Annotated in this window: 18 protein-coding genes and 1 pseudogene; 9 read left to right on the top strand and 10 right to left on the bottom strand. The window is 67.0% G+C overall.

Annotated features, from left to right (window positions below; all coding sequences use genetic code 11):
* A pseudogene (locus AC30QB_RS06750) lies at positions 1-436 on the top strand (glycosyltransferase); the annotation flags it as partial.
* On the top strand, positions 433-1,311 hold the full coding sequence (locus AC30QB_RS06745; RefSeq protein ID WP_489545422.1) for a ChbG/HpnK family deacetylase: 879 nt from the start codon (positions 433-435) through the stop codon (positions 1,309-1,311). The pseudogene AC30QB_RS06750 and the gene AC30QB_RS06745, both read left to right, overlap by 4 nt.
* Before the next feature lies 1 nt (position 1,312).
* Here AC30QB_RS06745 and AC30QB_RS06740 read toward each other — a convergent pair whose 3' ends face one another.
* On the bottom strand, positions 1,313-1,681 hold the full coding sequence (locus tag AC30QB_RS06740; RefSeq protein WP_489545421.1) for a GtrA family protein: 369 nt from the start codon (positions 1,679-1,681) through the stop codon (positions 1,313-1,315).
* A 9-nt stretch (positions 1,682-1,690) separates the two neighbouring features.
* The gene (locus tag AC30QB_RS06735; RefSeq protein WP_489545420.1) at positions 1,691-2,635 is read right to left on the bottom strand and encodes a LysR substrate-binding domain-containing protein; all 945 of its coding nucleotides are present in this window, start codon (positions 2,633-2,635) and stop codon (positions 1,691-1,693) included.
* A 104-nt stretch (positions 2,636-2,739) separates the two neighbouring features.
* Between AC30QB_RS06735 and AC30QB_RS06730 the strand changes: the two genes are divergently transcribed.
* Complete coding sequence (locus tag AC30QB_RS06730; RefSeq protein WP_489545419.1) at positions 2,740-3,150, top strand: nuclear transport factor 2 family protein; 411 nt, start codon at positions 2,740-2,742, stop codon at positions 3,148-3,150.
* Positions 3,151-3,168: 18 nt separating this feature from the next.
* On the opposite strand, the gene AC30QB_RS06725 is transcribed toward AC30QB_RS06730, so the two are convergent.
* The gene (locus AC30QB_RS06725) at positions 3,169-4,185 is read right to left on the bottom strand and encodes a tripartite tricarboxylate transporter substrate binding protein (RefSeq protein WP_489545418.1); all 1,017 of its coding nucleotides are present in this window, start codon (positions 4,183-4,185) and stop codon (positions 3,169-3,171) included.
* A gap of 135 nt (positions 4,186-4,320) precedes the next feature.
* Here AC30QB_RS06725 and AC30QB_RS06720 point away from each other — a divergent pair, with 135 nt between their 5' ends.
* Positions 4,321-6,867: a PAS domain S-box protein gene (locus AC30QB_RS06720; protein ID WP_489545417.1), complete on the top strand. Its 2,547-nt coding sequence runs from the start codon at positions 4,321-4,323 to the stop codon at positions 6,865-6,867.
* Between the two features lie 130 nt (positions 6,868-6,997).
* Here the strand turns inward: AC30QB_RS06720 and AC30QB_RS06715 are convergent, their stop codons facing one another.
* The 4 genes from AC30QB_RS06715 to AC30QB_RS06700 all read right to left on the bottom strand — a co-directional run bounded on the left by AC30QB_RS06715 (position 6,998) and on the right by AC30QB_RS06700 (position 9,370).
* Positions 6,998-7,201, bottom strand: a complete 204-nt coding sequence (locus AC30QB_RS06715) for a hypothetical protein (RefSeq protein ID WP_489545416.1) — start codon at positions 7,199-7,201, stop codon at positions 6,998-7,000.
* Positions 7,202-7,638: 437 nt separating this feature from the next.
* Positions 7,639-8,559 (bottom strand): alpha/beta fold hydrolase, encoded by a 921-nt coding sequence (locus tag AC30QB_RS06710; protein WP_489545415.1) that lies wholly within the window; start codon positions 8,557-8,559, stop codon positions 7,639-7,641.
* Positions 8,559-8,681, bottom strand: a complete 123-nt coding sequence (locus tag AC30QB_RS06705; RefSeq protein ID WP_489545414.1) for a hypothetical protein — start codon at positions 8,679-8,681, stop codon at positions 8,559-8,561. The genes AC30QB_RS06710 and AC30QB_RS06705 overlap by 1 nt, the downstream gene beginning before the upstream one ends.
* A 74-nt stretch (positions 8,682-8,755) precedes the next feature.
* Complete coding sequence (locus tag AC30QB_RS06700) at positions 8,756-9,370, bottom strand: TetR/AcrR family transcriptional regulator (RefSeq protein ID WP_489545413.1); 615 nt, start codon at positions 9,368-9,370, stop codon at positions 8,756-8,758.
* A gap of 160 nt (positions 9,371-9,530) precedes the next feature.
* Here AC30QB_RS06700 and AC30QB_RS06695 point away from each other — a divergent pair, with 160 nt between their 5' ends.
* A complete protein-coding gene (locus AC30QB_RS06695) occupies positions 9,531-11,369 on the top strand; it encodes a sensor histidine kinase (RefSeq protein WP_489545412.1) in 1,839 nt (612 codons plus the stop codon).
* Here AC30QB_RS06695 and AC30QB_RS06690 read toward each other — a convergent pair.
* From AC30QB_RS06690 to AC30QB_RS06680, 3 genes are read right to left on the bottom strand one after another with little or no spacing between them, the layout of a single operon-like run.
* On the bottom strand, positions 11,348-13,054 hold the full coding sequence (locus AC30QB_RS06690; protein ID WP_489545411.1) for an ABC transporter ATP-binding protein: 1,707 nt from the start codon (positions 13,052-13,054) through the stop codon (positions 11,348-11,350). The genes AC30QB_RS06695 and AC30QB_RS06690 overlap by 22 nt on opposite strands.
* Positions 13,051-14,124 carry an ABC transporter permease gene (locus AC30QB_RS06685; protein WP_489545410.1) on the bottom strand — a complete coding sequence of 358 codons (1,074 nt, stop codon included), beginning with the start codon at positions 14,122-14,124 and terminating at the stop codon, positions 13,051-13,053. Before AC30QB_RS06685 ends, AC30QB_RS06690 begins: the two co-directional genes overlap by 4 nt.
* Entirely contained in the window at positions 14,121-15,059 is a 939-nt protein-coding gene (locus tag AC30QB_RS06680) for an ABC transporter permease (protein ID WP_489545409.1), read from the bottom strand. Before AC30QB_RS06680 ends, AC30QB_RS06685 begins: the two co-directional genes overlap by 4 nt.
* Before the next feature lie 203 nt (positions 15,060-15,262).
* Here AC30QB_RS06680 and AC30QB_RS06675 point away from each other — a divergent pair, with 203 nt between their 5' ends.
* From AC30QB_RS06675 to AC30QB_RS06660, 4 genes are read left to right on the top strand one after another with little or no spacing between them, the layout of a single operon-like run.
* The gene (locus tag AC30QB_RS06675) at positions 15,263-17,146 is read left to right on the top strand and encodes an ABC transporter substrate-binding protein (RefSeq protein ID WP_489545408.1); all 1,884 of its coding nucleotides are present in this window, start codon (positions 15,263-15,265) and stop codon (positions 17,144-17,146) included.
* A complete protein-coding gene (locus AC30QB_RS06670; protein ID WP_489545407.1) occupies positions 17,143-18,933 on the top strand; it encodes an ABC transporter substrate-binding protein in 1,791 nt (596 codons plus the stop codon). Before AC30QB_RS06675 ends, AC30QB_RS06670 begins: the two co-directional genes overlap by 4 nt.
* Positions 18,930-20,759: an ABC transporter substrate-binding protein gene (locus AC30QB_RS06665; RefSeq protein ID WP_489545406.1), complete on the top strand. Its 1,830-nt coding sequence runs from the start codon at positions 18,930-18,932 to the stop codon at positions 20,757-20,759. Before AC30QB_RS06670 ends, AC30QB_RS06665 begins: the two co-directional genes overlap by 4 nt.
* A complete protein-coding gene (locus tag AC30QB_RS06660; RefSeq protein WP_489545405.1) occupies positions 20,756-22,783 on the top strand; it encodes an acetoacetate--CoA ligase in 2,028 nt (675 codons plus the stop codon). The genes AC30QB_RS06665 and AC30QB_RS06660 overlap by 4 nt, the downstream gene beginning before the upstream one ends.
* Positions 22,784-22,795 lie beyond the last annotated feature (12 nt).

Below are 22,795 nucleotides of genomic sequence, written 5' to 3'. Positions count from 1 at the left end.
CCGCTTCATGAAGGGCTTGTACGCCTGGGTCGGGTTTCGCACCGAGATCATCGACTACATGCCCGCCGAGCGGCAGGCCGGCCACAGCAGCTTTTCTTTCCGCAGCCTGGTGCGCCTGGCACTCACCGGCGTGACGGCGTTCTCCAACCTGCCGCTGCGCCTGTGGAGCGCAGTCGGCGGGCTGATCGCCGTGGGGGCCATCGGCTTCGGCGTGGTGATCGTGATCGAGCACTTCATCCGCGGCCACGACGTGCCTGGCTGGGCCACCCTGGTCACCAGCGTGATGTTTTTCAGCGGCGTGCAGTTGCTGTCGATCGGCATCCTGGGCGAGTACGTGGGCCGCATCTTCGATGAGGTGAAGCAGCGGCCGATCTACCTCATTGCAAGCGAGCATGGGACCGGCCTGAACCGCAGCAACGAGACCGCGCAGCCATGAACTCGCCGGGCCGCCCCCAGAGCGAATACCGGAGTGCGCAGCACGAAGGTACTCCAGTGACCGCCAGGGTGCTCACGCTGTGCGCTGACGACTTCGGCCTGGCGCCTGGTATCACGCGTGGCATTGCCATGCTGGCGCGGGCACAACGCCTGTCGGCCATTTCATGCATCACCAACTCGCCGCACTGGCGTGAGGCTGCGCCGCAGCTGCGCGACCTGCCACCCACCGTCACGATGGGTTTGCACTTCAACCTCACCGAAGGCAAACCGCTGAGCCCCGAGCTGGCGCGCCTGTGGCCCGTGCTGCCGTCGCTGCCCAAGCTCATGCTGCAGTCGCACCTGCACCGGTTGCCGCTGGCGGCGCTGCGCATCGAGTGGCAGGCGCAGATAGACGCTTTCGTGCAAGCCACCGGCCACGCGCCGCACATGGTCGACGGCCACCAGCATGTGCACCATCTGCCGCTTTTGCGCCAGGTGGTGCTCGACGGCATCGCGCCCATGGCGCCGCGCCCGGCGGTGCGCAACACCGGCCGTTTGCTGGGGCCCGGCTTTGCCTTCAAGCGCTTCGTGATCGAGCGCACCGGCGGGCGCGCCCTCAAGCGCGAGTTGACACGGCGTGGCCTGCGCCACAACGCCAGCCTGCTCGGCGCCTACGACTTCACCACCACCGATTACCGGGGCTTGATGCGCAAATGGCTGCTGCAATTGCCACGCGAGGGCGGTTTGCTGTTTTGCCACCCGGCCGAGGTGGCCGACGCCGGGGACGCCATTGGCGAAGCGCGGTTGCGCGAGCTGGCCTACCTGGAGAGCAGTGCGTTCAAGGCCGACCTGGAAGAAGCCCAGGTCACCTTGGGTGCGGCTTGGGTGCGCCAGTAGCTCAGGCGCGAAACGTCCAGGCCCGGTTGACGGCGAAGGTCAGCAGCAGGCTCACGAGCGTGGCCAGTACCTGGCCCAACAGATAGTGCCACCCCATCTGCACCGCCGCCGCCACGATGGCGATGCCCACCAGCGCGCCCAGCAAGGCCGTGCCCTGAAATTTGAGCCACGCCGGGCCCAGCGCGCCTTCATGCGCAAAGGTGAACTGGCGGTTGCCGAAGAACGCCACCTGCGCACCGACCACCGCACCCGCGCCTGAGCTGATGAAAGCGGGCCAGGCGAACGCTTCGACGCAGACGATCAGCACCAGGTAGTGCACCGCCGTGGCCATGCCGCCCACCAGGCCGTAGCGAAAGAAGCGCTTGATCAAGTGCGCGCCTCAGCCCGCTGCGCGCAGCGGCGTGCGCTGGAGCAGGGCATCCGAGCGGCTCACCGTCTTGGCCGATTCGGTTTGCAGCCACTCAACGAAGGCGGCGACGTCGGCGTTGCCCGTGTTGCGCGAGGGCCAGCGCGCCACGTGCCGCTTGCTCGACACCATCGGCTGTACGCCTTCGACCGCCACCACCAGGCGCTTGGCGTCGAGCGCATCCTGAACCAGCAGCGAGCGTGACAGCGCCACGCCAGCGCCCTCGATGGCGGCCGCGAGCACCAGGGGCATGTCGGCCAGGCGCAGCTCGCGCGCGCTGCCCTGGGGCGCGTGGATGCCCAGGTGTTTCATCCACAGGTGCCAGCTCCATTCGCCGGCCGAGCCCGCGGCCTTGTGCAGCAGCGTCATCTGGCCCAAGGCCTGCGCGTCGCGCAGCGGGCGCCCGCCGGGCAGCAGGCGTGGGGCACAGACCGGGAACACGCGCTCGGTGAACAAGGGCTGCTGCTGCGGGCCGGCTTCGTCTTCGCCCTGACCCACCCAGACGATCCACACGTCGAGGTTGGGCGGCAGGGGCTGTTGGGCTTCGATCGGCAGCAACTCCACCGACAGGCTCGGGTGCTGCGCCATGAACACGGGCAGGCGGCCCACCAGCCACCAGGACGACAAGGCCGGGCCCGCGCCCACGCGCAGGCGCCTGCAGGGGCTCGTGCCCAGGCGCGCTAGCGCATCGAGGCAGTCGCTCAGCTGTGGCAGCAGCGCGAGGCCCGCGTCGGTGAGGCGGAGGCCGGGGTTGAGGCGGTTCAGCAGGCGCTCGCCGAGATGCGCTTCGAGTCGGCGCACGCGGTGGCTCACGGCGCTTTGCGTGAGGGCCAGCTCGGCGGCGGCGCGGGTGAAGCTCAGGTGCCGGGCCACCGCCTCGAAGGCGACCAGCTCAGGAACGGGGGGCAGGCGTCGCATGCGCACATGATATGGATTCATGCGCGGCGCTGAAACCATCATTTGCCGCGGTGGTGGCGCGCTCTGACAGTACGGCCTTCGCACACACCGAAGGAGCCATGACCATGGACGCACAAACCAACAAGCGACGGATGCAGGAACTCTTTGCTGGCCGCGACAGGTCGGCGTTTGCCGAGATGCTGGCCGACGATGTGGTGATGCGTGTGACAGGGCAGTATTCTTGGTCGCGCACTTTCCACGGCAAGGCCTCGTTGCTGCGAGACCTGTACGGCCATCTCAGCACGATCCTGGCCCCGGGGCGGCGAACCCTCCCGCAACGCTTCATCGCCGAGGGCGACATCGTCGTGGTCGAAGCGCGCGGCGACATGGTGACCCAGGCTGGCGTGCGCTACGACAACGAGTACTGCCTCATCTTTCGTCTGCGCGACGGCAAGATCGTGGAGATGACCGAGTACTGCGACTCAGTGCTGACCGAGGCCGTGCTCGGCAAGTTTCCGGAGCCGCTTGCGGGTTGATGATGTCGGGCGCCAGGGTCAGTCGACCTTGGCACCAGAGGCCTTCACCACCCCGGCCCACTTCTTGGTCTCGGCCGCGATGAAGGCCGTGAACTCGGCTGGCGTCATGCCGCTCGGGATCGCGCCTTGTGCCAGCAGCCGCTCCTTCAGCGCTGGCGCGCCCAGCGCCTTCGCGCTCTCTTGCTGGATGCGGTTGATGATGTCGGGCGGCGTGCCGGCCGGTGCCAGCAGGCCGAACCATGAACTCGCGTCGAAGCCTTTCACTGGGCCGGCTTCGGCAATGGTCGGCACCTCAGGCAAAGCGGCGCTGCGCTGCGCGGTGGTCACGCCCAGCGCCTTCAGTTTGCCGGCCTTGATCTGTGGCAGAGCCGAAGGCAGGTTGTCGAACATCAGGTCCATGGTGCCGCCGATCAGGTCGAGCAGCGCCGGGCCCGAGCCGCGGTACGGGAAGTGCACAAGGTAGGTGCCCGTCATGCTCTTGAACAGCTCGCCGCTCAGGTGGATGGACGTGCCGTTGCCGCTGGACGCCATGTTGAGCTTGCCGGGGTTGGCCTTCGCATACCTGATCAGGTCGGCCACGCTGTTGATGTGGGCGGCCGCGGCCTTGGCCGGGTTCATCACCAGCACGTTGGGCACACCGGCCACGAGCGTGATGGGCGCGAAGTCTTTGATGGGGTCGAAGGGCATCTTCGGGTAGAGCGACTGGTTGATGCCGTGCGTGCCCACCGTGCCCATCAGCAAGGTGTAGCCATCGGCCGGTGATTTGGCCACGTTGTCGGCACCCACATTGCCACCGGCGCCAGGCTTGTTGTCGACGATGAACTGCTGGCCGAAGGCGTGGCTCAGCTCGGGCGCCAGGGCGCGCGCCAGGATGTCGGTAGTGCCGCCCGGGGCAAACGGCACCACGATGCGCACCGGCTTGCTGGGCCAGGCTGTTTGCGCGATGGCGGCGCCGGGGGCTGCCATCGCGGCCAGGGAGGCCAAGGCAGCCAGCCAGTGGCGTCGGGTGAGAGTGTGTGGGGGCGTGTTCAGCATGGGCAGGGGCTCCAGGAAAACAAAGTCGCCACAAGTGTGCCGCAGTGCCGCACGCTGCGAAAAGGGGGTTCCCTGGGGGCCTTCCCAAGGGCAGAGCGCTGTGACACAGTGGTTCCACCCCTGGAGCCACTCGGCGTGACACCCCCCCGCCAACCGCCTTTGAGCACACACGATCTCGGCGCGATCATTGGTCGGGTGCAGTCGCGCTACATCCGCGCTGCGCCGCCGCGGGAGGTCTTCGAGCCGCTGCTGACCGACCTGCTCGACTGCACCGGCAGCGGCTATGGCTTCCTGGCCGCGCTCTTGCACGACGAAGCCGGCGCGCCCTTCCTGCGCATCGAGGTGCTGACCGACATTGCCTGGGACGACACCACCCGCGCCATGTTTGAGCGCCATGCCCGCGGCGGCCCGCACGACGCCATCGAGTTCCACAACCTCAAGACCCTGTTCGGTGCGGCCATCCTCAGCCGCGAGGTCGTCATCAGCAACAACCCCGCCACTGACCACCGCCGTGGCGGCCTGCCGCATGGGCACCCGCCGATGGATGCGTTTCTCGGCGTGCCGCTGTTCCACGGCGGCGAGATGGTCGGCATGATGGGCCTGGCCAACCGCAGCGGAGGCTACGACCAGGCGATGGTTGACCACCTGCAGCCGCTCTTCACCAGCGTGGCGGCGATCTTCGGCGCCGTGCGTGCCGAGCGCGCACGCAGCGCGGCCGAGCAGGCCCTGCGCGAGCAGCAAGAGCAGCTGCAAGCCACTTTCGATCTAGCCGGCGTGGGCATCGTGCAGCTGAGCCTGGACGGCAGGCCGCGCATGATCAACCGGCGCCTGTGCGAGCTGCTCGGCCGCACCCGCGAGCAGCAGATGGCCTTGCGTTCCGAACAGGCGATCCACCCGGAAGACCTGCCCGCCGAGGTGGCGAACCGGCAGCGGCTCTTGGGCGGCGAGATCGCGCATTACCGCGCCGCCAAGCGCTACCTGCATGCCGACGGCCATTCGGTCTGGGTCAACACCCACATGACGCTGGTGCGCAAGCCCGACGACAGCCCCGACTACTTCATAGGCGTGGCCGAAGACATCACCGAGCGCATGCTGGCCGAGTCTGAGTTGCGCAGCAGCCAGCAGCGCTTTGTCGATCTCGTGAAATCGGTCGACGGTATTTTCTGGGAAGCCGATTTTGAAGCCGGGCGCTTCACTTACGTGAGCGAGAAGGCCGAGGCCATCACCGGCTACCCGTTGGCGCAGTGGATGGAAAAGGACTTCTGGTACATCCATGTGCACCGCGCCGACCGCGACCGCGCGCTGAGAGAGGTGCTGGCGGTGGCGCAAGTGGGCTCGGCCCAGGCCATCGAATACCGCTTCATCGCAAAAGGCGGGCGCGTGATGTGGGTGAGCAGCCTGGTCACGCTCGTGCATGCCGAGCGTGGCAAGACGCTGCTGCGCGGCCTCATCATCGACACCACCGCCCGCAAGCGCGCCGAAGACGCCGAGCTCGCGGCCGAAGCAGCGCTGCGTGCCAACGCGGCCAAGACCGAGTTTCTCTCGCGCATGAGCCACGAGCTGCGCACGCCACTCAATGCTGTGCTCGGGTTTTCGCAACTGCTGGCGCTGGACACCACGCAGCCGCTCAGCCCCTCGCAGCAGGCCCGCGTGCAGCACATCGCCCAGGCCGGCGCCCATTTGCTGGCCATGATCAATGACGTGCTCGACCTCTCGCGCATCGAGAGCGGCGGCGTCGCCTTGCTGCCCACCACCGTGCCGGTGCACGTTGTCGTCAACGAGGCCCTGACGATGGTGGCGCATGACGCGGCCAGCGCCGGTGTGGTGGTGCAGGTTGATGGAAGCGAGCCGTCGCTCGCCCACGTTTCCACCTGCGTACGCGCCGACCACCTGCGGCTGCGCCAGGTGCTGGTCAACCTGCTCAGCAATGCCATCAAGTACAACCGCCCCGGCGGCAGCGTTACGCTGCGCTGGCCAGTGGACGATGCCAGCGGCCTGGCCCACCTGCAGGTGTACGACACCGGCATCGGCCTCACCGCCGCCCAGCAGGCGCATTTGTTCGAGCCCTTCAACCGCCTGGGCATAGAGCGCAGCGGCATCGAGGGCACGGGCATCGGCCTCGTCATCACCCAGCGCCTGGTGCAGCTGATGGGCGGCCAGCTCAAGGTGGAGAGCAGTGTCGGCGAAGGCAGCTGCTTCACTGCGTCGTTGCCACTCGCCTATGCCGGTGGCGCTCCCGCGGGCTTGCAAGCGGCCGATGAGAAGGGTGCAGAGAAGGGTGCAGAGACGGGTGCGGCCCCCGCGCCCTACACCGTGCTGTACGCCGAAGACAACCCGATCAACGTGGAGCTGGTGCGGCAGGTGCTGAAGATGCGCCCCTCGTGCCGGCTGCTGGCAGCGGCCAACGGCGAGCAGGCTTTGCGCCTGGCGCTGCAAGAGCGGCCCGACCTGATGTTGGTCGACATGCACCTGGGCGACATGAGCGGCATCGACCTCGCCCAGCGTCTGGCACGCGACCCGCTCCTGAGCAGTGTGCCGCGCATCGTGCTGTCGGCGGATGCGTCGCCCGATCAGTCGAGGGCGGCGCTGGCTGCGGGCTTCGCGGCCTACCTCACCAAGCCGCTCAACGTGGCGCAGCTGCTGCGCAGCATCGACGAGCAGCAGGATCGCGTGCGCGGCTGAACAGGCCTTGGTGGCCGCACGTGACTTAAAAAAGAGGGAAGCGGGACAGAGGCCGGGAGCTCGCTCTCATCCACCCCGGGTTGCCCGCTTCCCTTTGGACGTCACATGCGTCGAGAAACCAATGAAGACTTCAACGGCCGGCTCGGGCGGTGAGGCCCGGCGGCGGAAACAGCGACAGCTGCGCAGGTGTGCGGCTGGGCTGCAACACCTTGAAAGAACGGTCAGCGGGCAAAGTGGCCCACGCGGAATCGCGCAGCGGCTGGGCCGGCAGCGCCGGGGCACGGGTGGGTTCGATGCGGCGCATCGCTTGCAGAGGGGTCACGCGCTCGTTCATGGCGGCGCTCGGTGGCCGACCAGCCAACGGCTGGGGGCGAATTCGCTGGGGCGCACGGCCAGGGCCTGTGCAGCGGGCGGGGCCAACACGCTGGCCGCGCGGCTTAACCAGTGTGCCAAGTTGCCCTGGCTCGGGGTGGCTGGCTGAGCCAGGCGCAGCATCGACGAGGCACCGCCGCGGCAGCTCGGGGCGGCCGGTCGGGCGCGGCGCGAGCTTGAAGAAACAGCGGAACCGGAGCGATGGAACAACGACATGGCACGACGTCCTTTTTTTGAGGCCCCCCGTGTCTGGCTGATGGCTTGACCGGTGGCGGATGCAGTGCTCTAGCGCAGCTTCCGTGCCAGTGCTTATGGCAGGGCTCAGCCCTTTCATCAGACAAAAAACGCCGCCTTTTCGCGCGAGGCCAGCCGATTTGTGGCCTGCGCGTAAGAGGGGCGTTACATCTCTGACCCGTTTTGTCGCTGCTCGGGCCGCAAATGCCGGGCCACCGCCTCGGCAACCGCGGGATCGACCAGCACGCGGCGATGGCCGAGGCGCTGAGTGGTGAGCAGCCGCGCGCCAGCGATGGCCTGTGCCATGCGCTGCCCCACCGCCAGCGGTGAGACGCGGTCGCCCTCGTCATGCACGACCAGGGTGGGCTGCGTCAGGCGGGGGCCGAGCCAGGCCGGCTCGAAGCGCGCAAGTGGCACGCCCTCCACCCGCTCGATGACCGCACCCATGCGCAGCGGAAGGCCCTCGCCCAGGCCCAGGCTGCCTGCAAACCATTTCAGGAACAGTGCCGGTGGCGGCGAGGTGGCGAGCAAGGCCAGCCGCCCGACCGGCAGCCCATTGGCGACCGCGTGTGCCGCGGCCACAGCCCCCAGTGAATGGGCCACCACGCCATGCAGCGGCCCCAGGCGTGCAGAGGTGGCCCACAGCGCCCGTACGAACTGCGGCAGCGTGGCGCGCCAGCCGGCGCTGCGGCCGTGGGCCGGGAAGTCGAGCAGCACCGGGTTCAGGCCGGCCTGGTCGAGCGCGTCGGCCAGCGGGAGCATCTGCAGCGCATCACCGGCCCAGCCGTGAACCAGCAGCACGGTGGGGCGGGTGTGGGCGTCGTTGGCACCCGCCGCGTCGCGCCGGTAGACCGCAAAGCTGCCTTGCTCGAACGGCCAGTGCTCCACGCGCCAGGGCGCAGGCACTGGCCGCTGGCGCCCCGCCAGCTTGAGCGGCAGCGGCGTGAAGAACAGGCGCAGCGCCAGGCGCGTGGCCAGGGCTGGGGCCACGGTTTGCGACAGGCGCAGCGCGGCACCCAGGCTGCGCGCCAGCATGCCGGCATAGAAGGCACTCGCCGGGTTGGCTGTCTGAATTGGGCTGCTCATCACACGTCCAGCCATTCGAAATCGGCATTGCTGCGCGGGATGGCCGCCCACAACGCGCCGACCAGCAGCGCGGCAGAGGCGAGCACGCCAGTGCCCAGCGCGAGAAGAACAATGATCAGCATGGTGAAACTCCTTATGTCGCACGATCGTGCGAAGCAGGGCCAGGGAATGCGTCGGTCGGGGCTCATGGCGGCGGTCAACGCGGGGGAGAACTCTGCAGTGAAAGGATCAGGCGCTCATAGGCCGACCAGGTGCGGTCGGCCGCGCGCGGGTCGCGCAGGAAGCGCGCCTCGCGCATCAGCGCGATGAAGAGCCCGTCGAGCTCGAACACCAGCTGGTCGGGGTCGGTGTCGCCCGACAGGTGGCCAGACTCGATGGCCTGCAGCACGGTGCGCTTGAGGGCGGCACGCCAGCGCAGCACGTGGCTCAGCAGCAGCTCGCGCAGCGGGCCGTCGCGGTCGTCGTACTCGAACGCACCAGCGCAGTACAGGCAGCCGCTGCGGATCTCGACCTCGCGTGCGCGCTGCAGCCACAGCCGCATGATGGCGTTGAGCCGCGGCAGGCCGCGCGCTTCGCGCATGGCCGGCGTGAACACGTCTTGCAGGAAACGGCGGCCGTACTCTTCGATCACCGCGGCCTGCAGCGCTTCGCGCGAGCCGATGCGCGAGAAGACGCCGCTCTTCGACAGGCCCAGGCGCTTGGCCACGTCGCCGATGGTCAGGCTGTCGAGCCCGTCTGCAGAGGCGATGGACAGCGAGGTGTCGAGGATCGCAGCCAGGGTGAGCTCGCTGCGTTCGGTCTTGGTTTCCATGAGGCGGAGTGTCGCACGATCGTGCGAAGTGTCAAGTCATCGCCACCATCAGAGGGCTTGGTCTTGCGTGATGCAGCGCACGCCTCCCTCGTTTCCTACGTAGCCAGCGCGGCACCTGCCGTGGTACACCGTGGCCTATTCTGGCGCGCGGGGGGACGCCGTGCTACGCAAAGCTCTGGCCCAAGGGCGGATACGCTGGTTGGTGATCGGCCCCTTTCTGGTGGTCGTGGCGTTGCTCGCCGGGCTGGCGGTGGCAAGCGTTGACCTCCTGTCGGCTGCGCGTGCCTACGTGGGCGCCGAGAGCCTGTGGTCCAAGGGGCAAAAAGACGCCGTTTACGAGCTGGGCCGCTACATCGCCTCGCGCGACACGGTCGACTACCTGCGCTTCCAGAACGCGCTGGCCGTGCCGCTCGGCGACCGGCGTGCCCGCATGGCACTGCAGCAAGACCCGCCTAACCTCGACGCGGCGCGGCGCGGCTTTCTCGATGGCGGCAACCACCCCGACGACGTGGGCGCCATGATCCAGCTGTTTTTGCGCTTTCAGCGCGTCAACTTCATGGCCGACGCCATCGCCATCTGGGTCGAGGCTGACGAGCAGCTCAGCGCGTTGAGCGATCTGGCGCAGCAGGTGCAGCGGCACGTCGCTGCCGGCGACACGGCCTCGCCGGAGCTGCGTGCACTGCTTGACCGCCTGCCGGCACTCAACGAGCGGTTGACCGTGCTGGAGCAGCGTTTCTCGGCCACACTGGGCAAGGCCTCGCGCACCGCGCGCCGCCTGGTGCTGGTGATCACGCTGGTGCTGGCGCTCGGGCTCACGGCAGGAGGCATGTCCCTTACCGCCTACATGCTCAGGCAGCAGGCGCGCATCGAGCAGGCGCTGCGTGAGAGCAACGACCGCTGGGCCCTGGCCGCGGGTGCCGCCGGCATCGGCGTCTTCGACTGGAACCTGCGCAGCGGGCAGGCCACGCTCGACGCGCAGGCCGCAGCGCTCTACGGCCTGCCGCCGCAGCAGACCGAGGTTGAGGCGGGCGCTTTGTCGCGCCGCTCCTTGCACCCGGAAGACGCAGAGCGCTTTCGCGCCGCCATGAGACAGGCGATCGCCCACCCGGCGCCGGTGACGATGCGCTACCGAGTGGTGCTGCCCGACGGCGCGGTGCGGCACATGGAAGCGATGGCCACCGTGCGCAGCGACACCGAAGGCCAGCACATGGTGGGCATCTTGCGCGACGTGAGCGACGAAGTGCGCAGCGCGCAGCTGCAGCTCGACAAAGAGGCGGCCGAGCGCGCCTTCCGCGCCAAGGGCGAGTTTCTGTCGCGCGTGAGCCATGAGCTGCGCACCCCGCTCAATGCGGTGCTGGGCTTCACCGAGTTGATGCAGACCGACCCGAACGACCCGCTGACGGCCACGCAGCACCAGCGTGTGCGGCACGTGCTCGATGCTGGGCGCAACCTGCTGGCGCTGATCAACGACATCCTCGACCTGAGTGGGCTCGACGAAAACACCGCCTTGCCCATGCAGACGGTGGCGCTGGCGCCGGTGTTGCAGGCTGCACTGCACCAGCTAGAGCCCAGCGCGCGCACCCGTCAGGTGGCGCTGCAGGCCGACCTGCCCCACCCCGACATGTGCGTGCAGGCCGAGGCGCGCCGCCTGTCGCAGGTGTTCGCCAACCTGCTCTCCAACGCCATCAAGTACAACAAGTTGGGCGGCGAGGTGCAGGTGTCATGCGAGCAAGAAGGCGACGCGGTGTTGGTCACCGTGCGCGACACCGGCGCCGGCCTGCGCGCCGATCAGATCGAACAGATGTTTCAGCCCTTCAACCGCTTGGGGGCTGAGTTCACCAAGGTGCAGGGCAGCGGCTTGGGCCTTGTCATCACCCAGCAGTTGGTCAAGCGCATGGGCGGCGGCCTGGCGGTGCACAGCACCGAAGGTGTGGGCACGCGCATGGTGGTGCGGCTGCAGGCCGCGCCCGCCGTCGATCAGCGCAGCGCCGCGCTGTAGCCCCGCGGGATGGCGCCCAGCAGCCGCCGCGTGTACTCCTGCTGCGGCGCATCGAGAATCTGCGCCACGCTGGCCTGCTCGACCACCTCGCCGTCTTTCATCACCAGCACCTCGTCGGCCATGAAGCGCACCACCGCCAGGTCGTGGCTGATGAAGATGTAGGCCAGGCCGAGCTCGTCCTGCAGGTCTTTCAAGAGGTTGAGCACCTGGGCCTGCACTGACACGTCGAGCGCGCTCACCGCTTCGTCGAGCACCAGCACCTCGGGGTTGAGCGTGAGGCAGCGCGCAATCGCAACGCGCTGGCGCTGGCCGCCAGAAAACTCGTGTGGGTACTTGTGCATGGCCGCGTCGTCCAGGCCCACCTTGGCGAGCAAGGCGCGCGCGCGCGCCTCGCGCTCGTTGGCATTTGCGCCCACGCCGTGGATGGTCATAGGCTCGACCAATGTCTGGCCGATGGTGAAGCGCGGGTTGAGTGAGGCGTAAGGGTTCTGGAACACCACCTGGATGCGCTGGCGCATGGGCAGCATCTCGGCCTTGCTCAAGCTCAGCAGGTCTTTGCCATCGAAGCGCACCTGCCCGCCCACCGGGCCGCCGCTGGGCTCATGCAGGCGCAAAAGCGTCAAGCCCATGGTGGTCTTGCCCGAGCCCGACTCACCCACCACACCCAATGTGTGGCCGCGCTTGAGCTGAAAGCTCGCGCCCTTCACGGCCTGAAACTCGCGCCGGCCGAAGATGCCGGTGCGCAACCAGAAGCTCTTGGTCAGCGCGGTGGCTTCCACGATCACCGGCGCGGCCGCATCCTTGGGCTTGCCCAGTGCCGCGTTGGCCTTGCCCGAGATGTGGTCGTCGATCACCATCAGGCGCGGGCTGCGCTGCTCCAGCGTGGGCCGGCAGGCCAGCAGCGCGCGCGTGTAGGCGTCTTGTGGTGCGGCAAAGATGCCCGCCACAGGCCCCTGCTCGCGCACCGTGCCCTCGCGCATCACCACCACCTGGTCGGCGATCTCGCCCACCACGCCCAGGTCGTGGCTGATGAAGAGCATGCTCATGCGGTGCTTGTCTTTCAGCCGCGCCAGCACGTCGAGAATCTGCCGCTGTATGGTCACGTCGAGTGCCGTGGTGGGCTCATCGGCGATCAAGAGCTTGGGCTCGCAGGCCAGTGCCATGGCGATCATCACGCGCTGCTGCTGCCCGCCCGAGAGCTCGTGCGGGTGGGCGCTGAGCCGGCGCTTGGGCTCGGGCAGGCCCACTTCCACCAGCAGCTCCTCGGCACGCTTCATCGCCAGCCGGGGGGTGAGGCCCAGGTGTTTGATGAGCGGCTCGCAGATTTGGTGGCCCACGGTGAACACCGGGTTGAGCGAGCTCATCGGGTCTTGGAACACGCAGGCGATCTCACGGCCTCGCAAGGCTTGCAGCTCGGGCAGCGTGGCCGCCAGCAGGTCGCGGCCCTGGAAGTGGATGGCACCGCGCCGTTCGGCGTTGCTCGGCAGCAGGTTCAAGATCGACATGGCGGTCACGCTCTTGCCCGAGCCCGATTCACCCACCAGCGCCACGGTGGTGTTCTCTGGCACCTCGAAGCTCACGCCGGTGTCACCGCGGCCCACGGCCTCAATGCGCTGCACCACGCCGCGCTCGGTGCCGAGGCGGAAGGCGACTTGCAGGTCTTTGATGCTCAGCAGCACGCTCATTCCAGGCCCCTCAACTTCGGATCAAGCGCATCGCGCAGCGCGTCAGTGAACAGCGCAAACGCGGTGACAAACACCGCCATGAATGCAGTCGCCCCCACCAGCTGCCACCAGTACCCGAGGATCAGCTCGCTCTGCGCTTCGGCCAGCATCGTGCCCCAGCTCACCTGGTCGACCGACACGCCCAGGCCCAGGTAGCTCAAGATCACCTCGGCCTTGATGAAACCCACCACGTGGATCGACAGCTGCACCAGCACCACATGGCTCACGTTGGGCAAGATGTGGCGAAACATGCGCGACGTCGGGCTCGCGCCTATCGCCTCGGCGGCCCGCACGTATTCGCGCACCGAGTGCTTCATGAACTCGGCGCGCACCAGGCGGTAGATGCCCGTCCAGCCCGTCAGGCCGAGGATGACCACGATCGACCAGATGCCCTTGGGAATGACCGCATCGGCGCGGTTCAGCACCGCCGCGAAAGTGAAGATCAGCAAGATGGTCGGGATGGAGGTAAACACGTTGTAGACCCACTCCAGCAGGTCCCCCACCTTGCCGCCGAAGAAGCCGCCCGCCGCGCCGAGCACGGTGCCGATCAGCGTGGCGGCCAATGCGGCCAGCAAGCCCACCATGATGGAAATCTCGGCGCCCTTCACGGCCTTGGCCAGCACGTCGCGGCCCAGCCGGTCGGCGCCGAAAGGCAGGGTGTCGGCCTTCACCGTCTCGGTGGTTTTGTACTGTGCGGCGCGCTCGTCCCATTCCTTGTAGCGCGGGGCCAGCGGGTCGACGGCAGAGATGTCGACGTTGGGGCCGCTGGGCGTGGCAATGGCCACGGTTGCGGTCTTGGCCGCCGGGCCCATGAAGGTGGGCGGCGCATTGGGCAGGCCCACTTCCATCTGCCAGCCCTTGGCCACAAGGCCCAGAGCTGCTGCGAGCACCAACAAGCCGAAGGCCAGCACGATGACGAGTGACACCAGGCCGACGCGGTCACTGCGAAAGCGCTTCCAGGCCGCGCCCCACACCCCTCGTGACGACGAAGGCGCAGGTGTCGCGAGCGGGCTCTGCAAAACCGCGCTCATTTCAGCACCACCCGTGGATCAACAACCTTGTAGAGCACGTCGGTCAGCAGGTTGACCGCCATGGTGATCACGGCGATGTAGATCGTCACCGCCTGGATGACGGGATAGTCGCTGCGGTTCACCGCCAGCAGCACCTCGCGGCCGATGCCGGGAATCGAGAAGAACACTTCCAGCAGAAAGGAGCCGACAAAGATGCCCGGCAGCGCCACCGCCACGTTGGTGAGGATGGGGATCAGCGCGTTGCGCAGCACGTGCTTCAAGAGCACGGTGGTTTCGGTGAGGCCTTTGGCGCGCGCGGTGCGCACATAGTCTTGGCCGATCTCGTCGAGGAAGAAGCTGCGGTACAGCCGCATCTGCGGCGCCAGGCCCACCATCACCGCCAGCAGCACCGGCAGCGGCGCGTACTGCAGCAGGTTGGTGAAGAAGCTGTCGCTCCAGCCCTGCACCGGGAACAGCCCGAGCTGAAAGGCAAACACATACTGGCCCACGATCACGTACACCAGGAACGAGATTGACAGCGCCACCGTGCTCACCACCATCACGATGCGGTCGGTGAGCGAGCCCCGCACATAGGCCACCACCATCGCGAACGGGATCGCCAGCAGCACGTCGAGCAGCAAGATGGGCACCATCACCGTCAGCGTGGCCGGCAGGCGCGTGGCGAAGAGGTGCGACACGCTCTCGTTGGTGGCCCAGCTCTTGCCCCAGTCGAAGCTTGCGATCTGCTTCATGAAGATCCAGAGCTGCTCCCACACCGGTCGGTTCAGGCCCAGCTGGTCGCGGATGGCGTCGACCTGCGCCGCGGTGGCATTGAGCCCGCCGAGAATCTCGGCCGGGTCGCCCCCGAAGTACTTGAACACGAAGAACACCAGCAGCACGACACCGATCAAGGTCGGGATCATTTGCCACAGGCGCCTTATCAAATAGGCGGCCATGTCTTGAAGAGCTCCAGCAAGCAGAAAAGCGTGAGTCGGGTGAGACCCGCGGCAAGGCGCGGTGGCTGATGGCGGCCGCGCCCCGTTCCAGAATTTGCGGCAGTCTACTGGCCGGGCTGCCGCCGCATCCCCCGCGTTTGCCCTTGCAACTCTTGTGCCTCTGGCGCTTCTACACTTGGTCGTCACGACCCGGAGAGATGAACTTGAACCGATTCAACCGATCCGCCCACAAGGCGGTAGGCGCGTTGTGGCTGGCCCTGTCCCTGTGCTGTGCGAGCCAGCCTGTTGTTGCGCAGCAGCCGGCGCAACAACAGCCGCAACAGCCGGCGCAAGAGCCGGCGCAAGAGCCGGCGCAGAAGACCCTGCGCTATGCCTTCCCGATTGCCGAAACCGGTTTCGACCCGGCCCAGGTGAGCGACCTGTACTCGCGCAATGTCAACTCCGGCATTTTTGAGGCGCTGCTCACCTACGACTACCTGGCCCGCCCCTTCAAGCTCAAGCCCAAGACGACCACGGTGCTGCCCGAGGTGTCGGCCGACTTCAAGACCTACACCTTTCACATCCGGCCCGGCATCTACTTCGCTGACGACCCGGCTTTCAAAGGCAAGAAGCGTGAGCTGGTGGCGCAAGACTACGTCTACAGCCTGAAGCGCCACTACGACCCGCGCTGGCGCAGCCCCAACCTGTTCCAAATCGAAAACGCCAAGCTGGTCGGCCTGAACGAGCTGCGCAAAGAGGTGATGGCGGCCCAGCAACCCTTCCCCTATGAGCGCGAAGTGGCAGGCCTGCGCGCACTCGACCGCTACACCTTGCAAATCAAGCTGGCCGAGCCGGCGCCGCGCTTCGGCCTGCTGATGGCCGACCCGGCCTTCGGCGTGGTGGCGCGAGAAGTGGTCGAGGCCTATGGCGACACCCTCATGGCCCACCCGGTGGGCACTGGCCCCTTCATGCTGGCCGAATGGCGGCGCAGCTCACGAATCGTGCTCGTGCGCAACCCCGGCTACCGCGAGGTGCTGTATGACGCCGAGGCCCCGGCCGGCGATGCGCGCCTGCAAGCTGTGGCCCAGCAGCTGCAAGGCCGCCGCCTGCCGATGGTCGACCGCGTCGAGATCTCCATCATCGAAGAGGCGCAGCCGCGCTGGCTGTCCTTCCTCAACGGCCAATACGACTTTCTAGACCGTTTGCCGAATGACTTCGCGCCGCTGGTCATCCCCAACAACCAGCTCGCGCCCAACCTCGCGAAAAAGGGGCTGGTGGTCGTGCGCTCGCCCATGATCGAGTCGATCGTCGTCAGCTTTTTCAACATGGAGCACCCGCTTGTCGGCGGCTACACGCCCGACAAGGTGGCGCTGCGGCGCGCCATCTCGCTGGCCTATGACACCCCTGCAGAGATCCGCATCGTGCGTCGCGGCCAGGCCATGCCGGCGCAAGGCCCCATAGGCCCCATGGCCACCGGCTACAACGCCAAGTTCAAATCAGAGATGAGCGACTACGACCCGCAGCGGGCCAAGGCACTGCTAGACCTCTACGGCTATGTGGATCGCGACGGCGACGGCTGGCGCGAGCAGCCCAATGGCGAGCCGCTGTTGTTGGAGCTCGCCTCGCAGCCCGACCAGCAGAGCCGGCAGCTCGACGAGCTGATGCAGAAGAACATGAGCGCCGTGGGCCTGCGCGTGGTGTTCAAGAAGGCCAAGTGGCCAGAGAACCTGAAGGCATCGCATGCCGGCAAGCTGATGATGTGGGGCGTGGCCTGGGGCGCCGACAACCCCGACGGCGAAACCTTTCTCGGCCTGGGCTACGGGCCCAACAAGGGCGGCTCCAACCACTCGCGTTTCAATCTGCCGGCCTTCAATGAGCTGTTCAACAAGCAGAGCTCTATGCCCGACGGGCCCGAGCGCGAACGCGTGATGGAAGAGGCCAGCAAGCTGATGATTGCCTACATGCCCTACGTGTTTACGGGGCACCGCATCGCCACCGACATGATGTACGCCTGGGTCATAGGCTACGACCGCAACACCTTCGTGCGCGATTTCTACACCTACGTGGACATCGACCTCGACCTCCAACGCAAGGCGACGGCGAAATGAAAAGAGCTTGGTGCAGCCTGCTGCTCGCCGTGGCGTTGACCGGGCCGGCTGGCGCACAGCCCGCCGAGCCCAAGGTGCTGCGCTACGCCTTCCCCAAGGCCGAGACCGGCTTCGACCCGGCGCAGCTGAGTGACTTGTACTCGCGTGTCGTCACCGCCCACATCTTCGAGGCGCCGCTCGCCTACGACTATCTCGCGCGGCCCTACGAGCTGCGCCCCTCGACGGCAGCCGCCATGCCCGAGGTGTCGGCTGATTTCAAAACCTTCACCTTCCGCCTCAAGCCGGGCATCTACTTCGCCGACGACCCGGTGTTCAAGGGCAAGAAGCGTGAGCTGGTCGCGCAAGACTATGTGTACAGCCTGAAGCGGTTGTTCGACCCCAAGCTCAAGAGCCCCTCGCAATCCAATGTGGAAGAAGAAGGCATCGTTGGCCTGCAAGAACTGCACGAGGCCGCGCTCAAGAGCGGCAAGCCCTTCGAGTACGACCGCGAGATCGAAGGCCTGCGCGCACTCGACCGCTACACGCTGCAGGTGAAGCTGCGCGAGCCACGGCCACGCCACCTCTTTGTGTGGGCCTCGCCCGACATTTACGGCGCGGTGGCGCGTGAGGTGGTCGAGGCCTATGGCGACAACATCATGGCCCACCCCGTGGGCACCGGGCCCTATCGCCTGGCCGACTGGCGGCGCAGCTCGCGCATGGTGCTGGAGCGCAACCCCGGCTACCGCGACGATTTCTACGACGCCCACCCCAACGCCGACGACGCCCATGGCCAGGCCCTGCTCAAGCAGCTCAAGGGCCGCAAGCTGCCCATGATCGACCGGGTTGAGATTTCGATCATCGAAGAAGCGCAGCCACGCTGGCTGGCCTTCCTCAACGGAGAACAAAGCTTCATCGAGCGCCTGCCACCCGAGTTCGTCAAGCAGGCGGCGCCCGGCGGCAAGCTCGCGCCCAACCTGGCCAAGCGGCATATTCAGCTTTACCGCGAGCTCGGCTCCGACATCACGCTCACCGTCTTCAACATGGAAGACCCGGTGGTCGGCGGCTACACGCCCGCCCAGGTGGCGCTGCGCCGCGCCATGGGGCTGGCCGACAACATGGCGCGCGAGATCGACCTGGCGCGCTTCGGGCAGGCCATTCCGGCGCAGTCGATCATGACGCCGATGACCACCGGCTACCTGGGCGACCGGCGCACCGAGATGAGCACCTACGACGTGCCGCGCGCCAAGGCCTTGCTCGACCTCTACGGCTACCGCGACCGCGATGGTGACGGCTGGCGCGAGCGCCCCGACGGCCAGCCCCTGCGCTTGGAGGTGCTCACCGAGGCTTCGCAAGACAAGCGTCGCGAGATGGAGCTGTGGAAGAAGAGCATGGATGGCATCGGTGTGCGCGTCGAACTCAAGGTGGGGCAGTGGCCCGAAAACCTGAAGGCCACGCGCTCAGGCAAATTCATGATGTGGCGCGTGGGTTCGCTCGCCGCCACGCCTGACGGCCAAGGCGCACTCGAGCGCGCCTACGGGCCCTCGGTCGGCAAGGCCAACATTGCGCGCTTTCGCAACGACGCCTTCGATCGCGTCTACGACCGGCTCAAGCTGCTGCCCGACGGGCCCGAGCGGTTGCAGCTGTTCGACGAAGCCACCAAGCTGCTGGTGGCCTATGTGCCCTACCGGCTGGGCGTGCACCGCATCTACACCGACATGGCCTACCCGGACCTGATCGGCTACCGGCGGCTGCCGTTCTCCTTGGGCTGGTGGCAGTACGCGGACGTGACGACCAAGGAATCGCGGTGAGGCCGACGCAATGGGTGGCGGCCGCCTTGCTGCTCGCCGGCATGTCGAGTGCATTGCAAGCGCAGACGGCCCCGCCGGCAGCGCCCGACGCCAAGGTGCTGAAGTACGGCTTCCTGGTCGCCGAAACGGGCTTCGACCCGGGCCAGATTCAGGACCTCTACTCCAGCATCGTCGCAGCCCACATCTTCGATTCTCCTTATCGATACGACTTCCTGGCGCGGCCGTTCAAAATTCGCCCCAACACCGCCGAAGCGATGCCCGAGGTTTCTGCCGATTTCAAGACATGGACGGTGCGCCTCAAGCCCGGCACCTACTTCGCCGACGACCCGGCGTTCAAAGGGCCGGATGGACGACCGCGACGGCGCGAGCTGGTGGCGCAAGACTATGTTTACTCAATCAAGCGCATCTTCGATCCTGCCAACAAGAGCCCACGCTATTCGGGCTTCAGCGAAGAGAAGATCCTGGGCGTCGAGGCGCTGCGTGAGGCCGCGCTGAAGGGCAAGCCCTTCGACTACGACCGCCAGATCGAGGGCATGCGCGCGCTTGACCGCTACACGCTTCAGTTCAAGCTGCAGAGCCCGCGCCCGCGCTTCATCTACCGCTTGTCGCAAAGCGCGATTGCCGGTGCGGTGGCGCGCGAGGTGATCGAGGCCTACCCTGGCAAAGCGATGGAGCACCCGGTGGGCACTGGCCCCTTTCGGCTCATCGGTTGGCGGCGCAGCTCTTTGATGGTGTTGGAGCGAAACCCCAACTTCCGCGAGATGGTCTACGACGCCGAGCCCAACGCCGACGACGTCGAGGGACAAGCGCTGGTCAGGCAGTTCAAGGGGCGACGCCTGCCGATGATCGACCGCGTGGAGATCAGCGTGATCGAACAAAGCCAGCCGCGTTGGCTGGCCTTCCTCAACAGCGAGTTCGACCTCGCCTACGGTGTGCCGCTGGAGTTCGCCAATGTTGCGGCCCCCAATGGCAAGCTCGCCCCCAACCTGGCCAAGCGCGGCATTCAGATCTATCAGAGCCTGGTGCCCGACCGCGTGATGGTGTACTTCAACATGGAAGACCCGTTGGTCGGCGGCTACGGCGCCGACAAGGTGGCGCTGCGACGTGCTGTCAGCCTGGCCATGGACATGCAGCGCGAGATCAGCCTGATCCGACGCGGCCAAGCGATCCCGGCACAGTCCATTGTGGCGCCCAGCACCTATGGCTATGACCCCAACTACCGCAGCGAGAACGGCACCCACGACCCTGCGCGTGCGAAAGCCCTGCTCGACTTGTATGGCTACATCGACCGCGATGGCGACGGGTGGCGCGACCAACCTGACGGCAAGCCGCTGGTCATTGAGTACGCCACCACGCCCGATGGCCTGTCCCGCCAGTTCGACGAGGTTTGGCAAAGGAACCTGAATGCCATCGGCCTGCGTACCGCGTTCAAGGTGGCGAAATGGCCCGAGCAACTCAAGAAAGCGCGGGCCGCGCAACTGATGGTGTGGCAAGTGGGCCAGTCGTCCGAGGCGCCCGACGTGCAAGACGCCTTCGAGATGATGTACGGCCCGTCCGCGGGCGACCAGAACCTTGCTCGCTTCAAGCTGCCCGCCTTCGACGCGCTGTACGAACGCATGCAGGCCCTGCCCGATGGCCCGGACCGGCTCGCCGCCATGACCGAGGCCAACAAGCTGCTCACCGCCTACATGCCGCAGAAAATCACCGTGCATCGCATTGCCATGGACCTGGCCTACCCTTGGGTGCTCGGCTACCGCCGCCCCGCCTTCGGCAATCAGTGGTGGCACTACGTCGACATCGACAACAGCAAGCGCTCCTCACCATGAGCATGCTTCCCCAACCGCAGATCACCCGCTACACCCACTGGCTCGAACGCGAGCGCGGCCTGAAGTTCGACCCCAGCACGCCCGCCGGCTACGACGCGATGTGGCGCTGGTCGGTGAGCGACCTGTCTGCGTTCTGGGGCTCGATGTGGGACTACTTCGACCTGCGCTCGCCCACGCCCCACAGCGCGGTGCTGGTGGAAGACAAGATGCCGGGCGCGGTCTGGTTCCCGGGTGCGCAGCTCAACTATGCGCAGCAGGTGTTTCGCCACGCCGATGCAGCGCATGCGGCTGGTCACCCGGCCATCGTGTTCCAGAACGAACGCATGGGCGAGCGTGGCGAGTTGGCCGAGCTGAGCTGGCCCGAGCTGCGCCGCCAGGTGGCGTCGCTCGCGGCGCATCTGCAGCGGCTGGGCGTGGCGCCGGGTGACCGGGTGGCGGCCTTCTTGCCCAACACGCCACAGACGGCGATCGCGTTTTTGGCTGTCGCGAGCATCGGCGCCGTGTGGTCGGTGTGCTCGCCCGACATGGGCCCGGTGGCAGTGCTCGACCGCTTCCGCCAGATCGAGCCCAAGGTGCTGATCGCCTGCGACGGCTATGTGTACGGCGGCACCGCGCACGACCGCCTGCCGGTGCTGCGTGGCCTGCTGGCCGAGCTGCCCAGCGTGCGCGACGTGGTGCTGTGGCGTTGCCTCGACGAGCATGCCGACGTGCAAAGTCTCGCTGCCCCCCAACGCGCCGCGCACGACTTCAACACGCTGGCGGCCGACGACCTGCCTTTCGAGCCGACCTGGGTGCCTTTCGACCACCCGCTTTGGGTGGTGTACTCCAGTGGCACCACCGGCCTGCCCAAGCCCATCGTGCACGGCCATGGCGGCGTGGTGCTCGAAGCGCTCAAGATGGGCCGCCTGCACAACAACCTCGGCCCCACCGTCGACACGGGCGACCGCTACCACTGGTACAGCGCCACCGGCTGGATCATGTGGAACGCGCAGGTCAACGGCCTGCTGTTCGGCACCACCATCTGCATCTTTGACGGCAACCCCGGTGGCAAGAGTGGCGCGGCAGACTGGTCGACGCTGTGGCGCTTTGTGTCCGGCGCGGGTGTCACCTTCTTCGGTGCCGGCGCGGCCTTTTATGCCAGCTGCCTCAAGGCCGATGTGCGCCCTGCCGAAGTGGCCGACTTGTCGCACTTGCGTGGCCTGGGCTCCACCGGCTCGCCACTGGCGAGCGACTGCTACCGCTGGGTGTACGAGCGCATGCCGCAAGTCGATGGCCAGAAGATCTGGCTCTCCTCGCTCTCGGGCGGCACCGACTTTGCCGGTGCCTTCATCGCCGGCCTGCCCACGCTGCCGGTGGTCGAAGGCGAGATGCAGTGCCGTTGCCTGGGTGCGGCGGTGGAAGCCTGGAATGAAAAGGGTGAACCACTGGTCGATGAGGTGGGCGAGCTGGTCTGCGTGAAGCCCATGCCGTCGATGCCGCTCTACTTCTGGAATGACCCCCACAACCAGCGTTACCACGACAGCTACTTCGACATGTACCCCGGCATCTGGCGCCACGGCGACTGGCTGCGCATCACGCCGAATGGCGGCTCCATCATCTACGGCCGCAGCGACGCCACCATCAACCGCCATGGCATACGCATGGGCACGGCCGAGCTGTACCGCGCCGTCGAGGCCTTGCCCGAGGTGATCGACAGCCTGGTGGTCGACCTGGAATACCTGGGCCGCGAGAGCTACATGCCGCTCTTCGTGGTGCTGCGCGAGGGCCTGGTGCTCGACGAGGTCTTGACGAAAAGGATGCGCGAAGTCATCAAGACCGCACTGTCAGCGCGCCATGTGCCGAATGAAATCTTCCAGGTCAGCGCCATCCCGCGCACACTGTCGGGCAAGAAGATGGAGCTGCCAGTGAAGAAGCTGCTGATGGGCACCGCCCCCGAGCAAGTGTTCAAGCTCGATGCCATGGCCAACGCCGACTGCGTGCCCTGGTTCGTGGCCTTTGCGCAGCGTCGCGCCGGCCCCCCCTGAAGCTGAGAACCT

Origin of the sequence: Rhizobacter sp., from assembly GCF_046595475.1 — a bacterium.
Lineage (GTDB): Bacteria > Pseudomonadota > Gammaproteobacteria > Burkholderiales > Burkholderiaceae_C > Rhizobacter.
This window is presented reverse-complemented; position numbering and strand designations above follow the sequence as displayed.

Excerpts from the sequence above, each read along its gene's own strand:
- AC30QB_RS06710 (WP_489545415.1), bottom strand. The coding sequence starts at position 8,559 with ATGAGCAGCCCAATTCAGACAGCCAACCCGGCGAGTGCCTTCTATGCC.
- AC30QB_RS06725 (WP_489545418.1), bottom strand. The coding sequence starts at position 4,185 with ATGCTGAACACGCCCCCACACACTCTCACCCGACGCCACTGGCTGGCT.
- AC30QB_RS06730 (WP_489545419.1), top strand. The coding sequence starts at position 2,740 with ATGGACGCACAAACCAACAAGCGACGGATGCAGGAACTCTTTGCTGGC.
- AC30QB_RS06670 (WP_489545407.1), top strand. The coding sequence starts at position 17,143 with ATGAAAAGAGCTTGGTGCAGCCTGCTGCTCGCCGTGGCGTTGACCGGG.
- AC30QB_RS06680 (WP_489545409.1), bottom strand. The coding sequence starts at position 15,059 with ATGGCCGCCTATTTGATAAGGCGCCTGTGGCAAATGATCCCGACCTTG.
- AC30QB_RS06700 (WP_489545413.1), bottom strand. The coding sequence starts at position 9,370 with ATGGAAACCAAGACCGAACGCAGCGAGCTCACCCTGGCTGCGATCCTC.
- AC30QB_RS06715 (WP_489545416.1), bottom strand. The coding sequence starts at position 7,201 with ATGAACGAGCGCGTGACCCCTCTGCAAGCGATGCGCCGCATCGAACCC.
- AC30QB_RS06660 (WP_489545405.1), top strand. The coding sequence starts at position 20,756 with ATGAGCATGCTTCCCCAACCGCAGATCACCCGCTACACCCACTGGCTC.
- AC30QB_RS06745 (WP_489545422.1), top strand. The coding sequence starts at position 433 with ATGAACTCGCCGGGCCGCCCCCAGAGCGAATACCGGAGTGCGCAGCAC.
- AC30QB_RS06690 (WP_489545411.1), bottom strand. The coding sequence starts at position 13,054 with ATGAGCGTGCTGCTGAGCATCAAAGACCTGCAAGTCGCCTTCCGCCTC.
- AC30QB_RS06735 (WP_489545420.1), bottom strand. The coding sequence starts at position 2,635 with ATGCGACGCCTGCCCCCCGTTCCTGAGCTGGTCGCCTTCGAGGCGGTG.
- AC30QB_RS06705 (WP_489545414.1), bottom strand. The coding sequence starts at position 8,681 with ATGCTGATCATTGTTCTTCTCGCGCTGGGCACTGGCGTGCTCGCCTCT.
- AC30QB_RS06685 (WP_489545410.1), bottom strand. The coding sequence starts at position 14,124 with ATGAGCGCGGTTTTGCAGAGCCCGCTCGCGACACCTGCGCCTTCGTCG.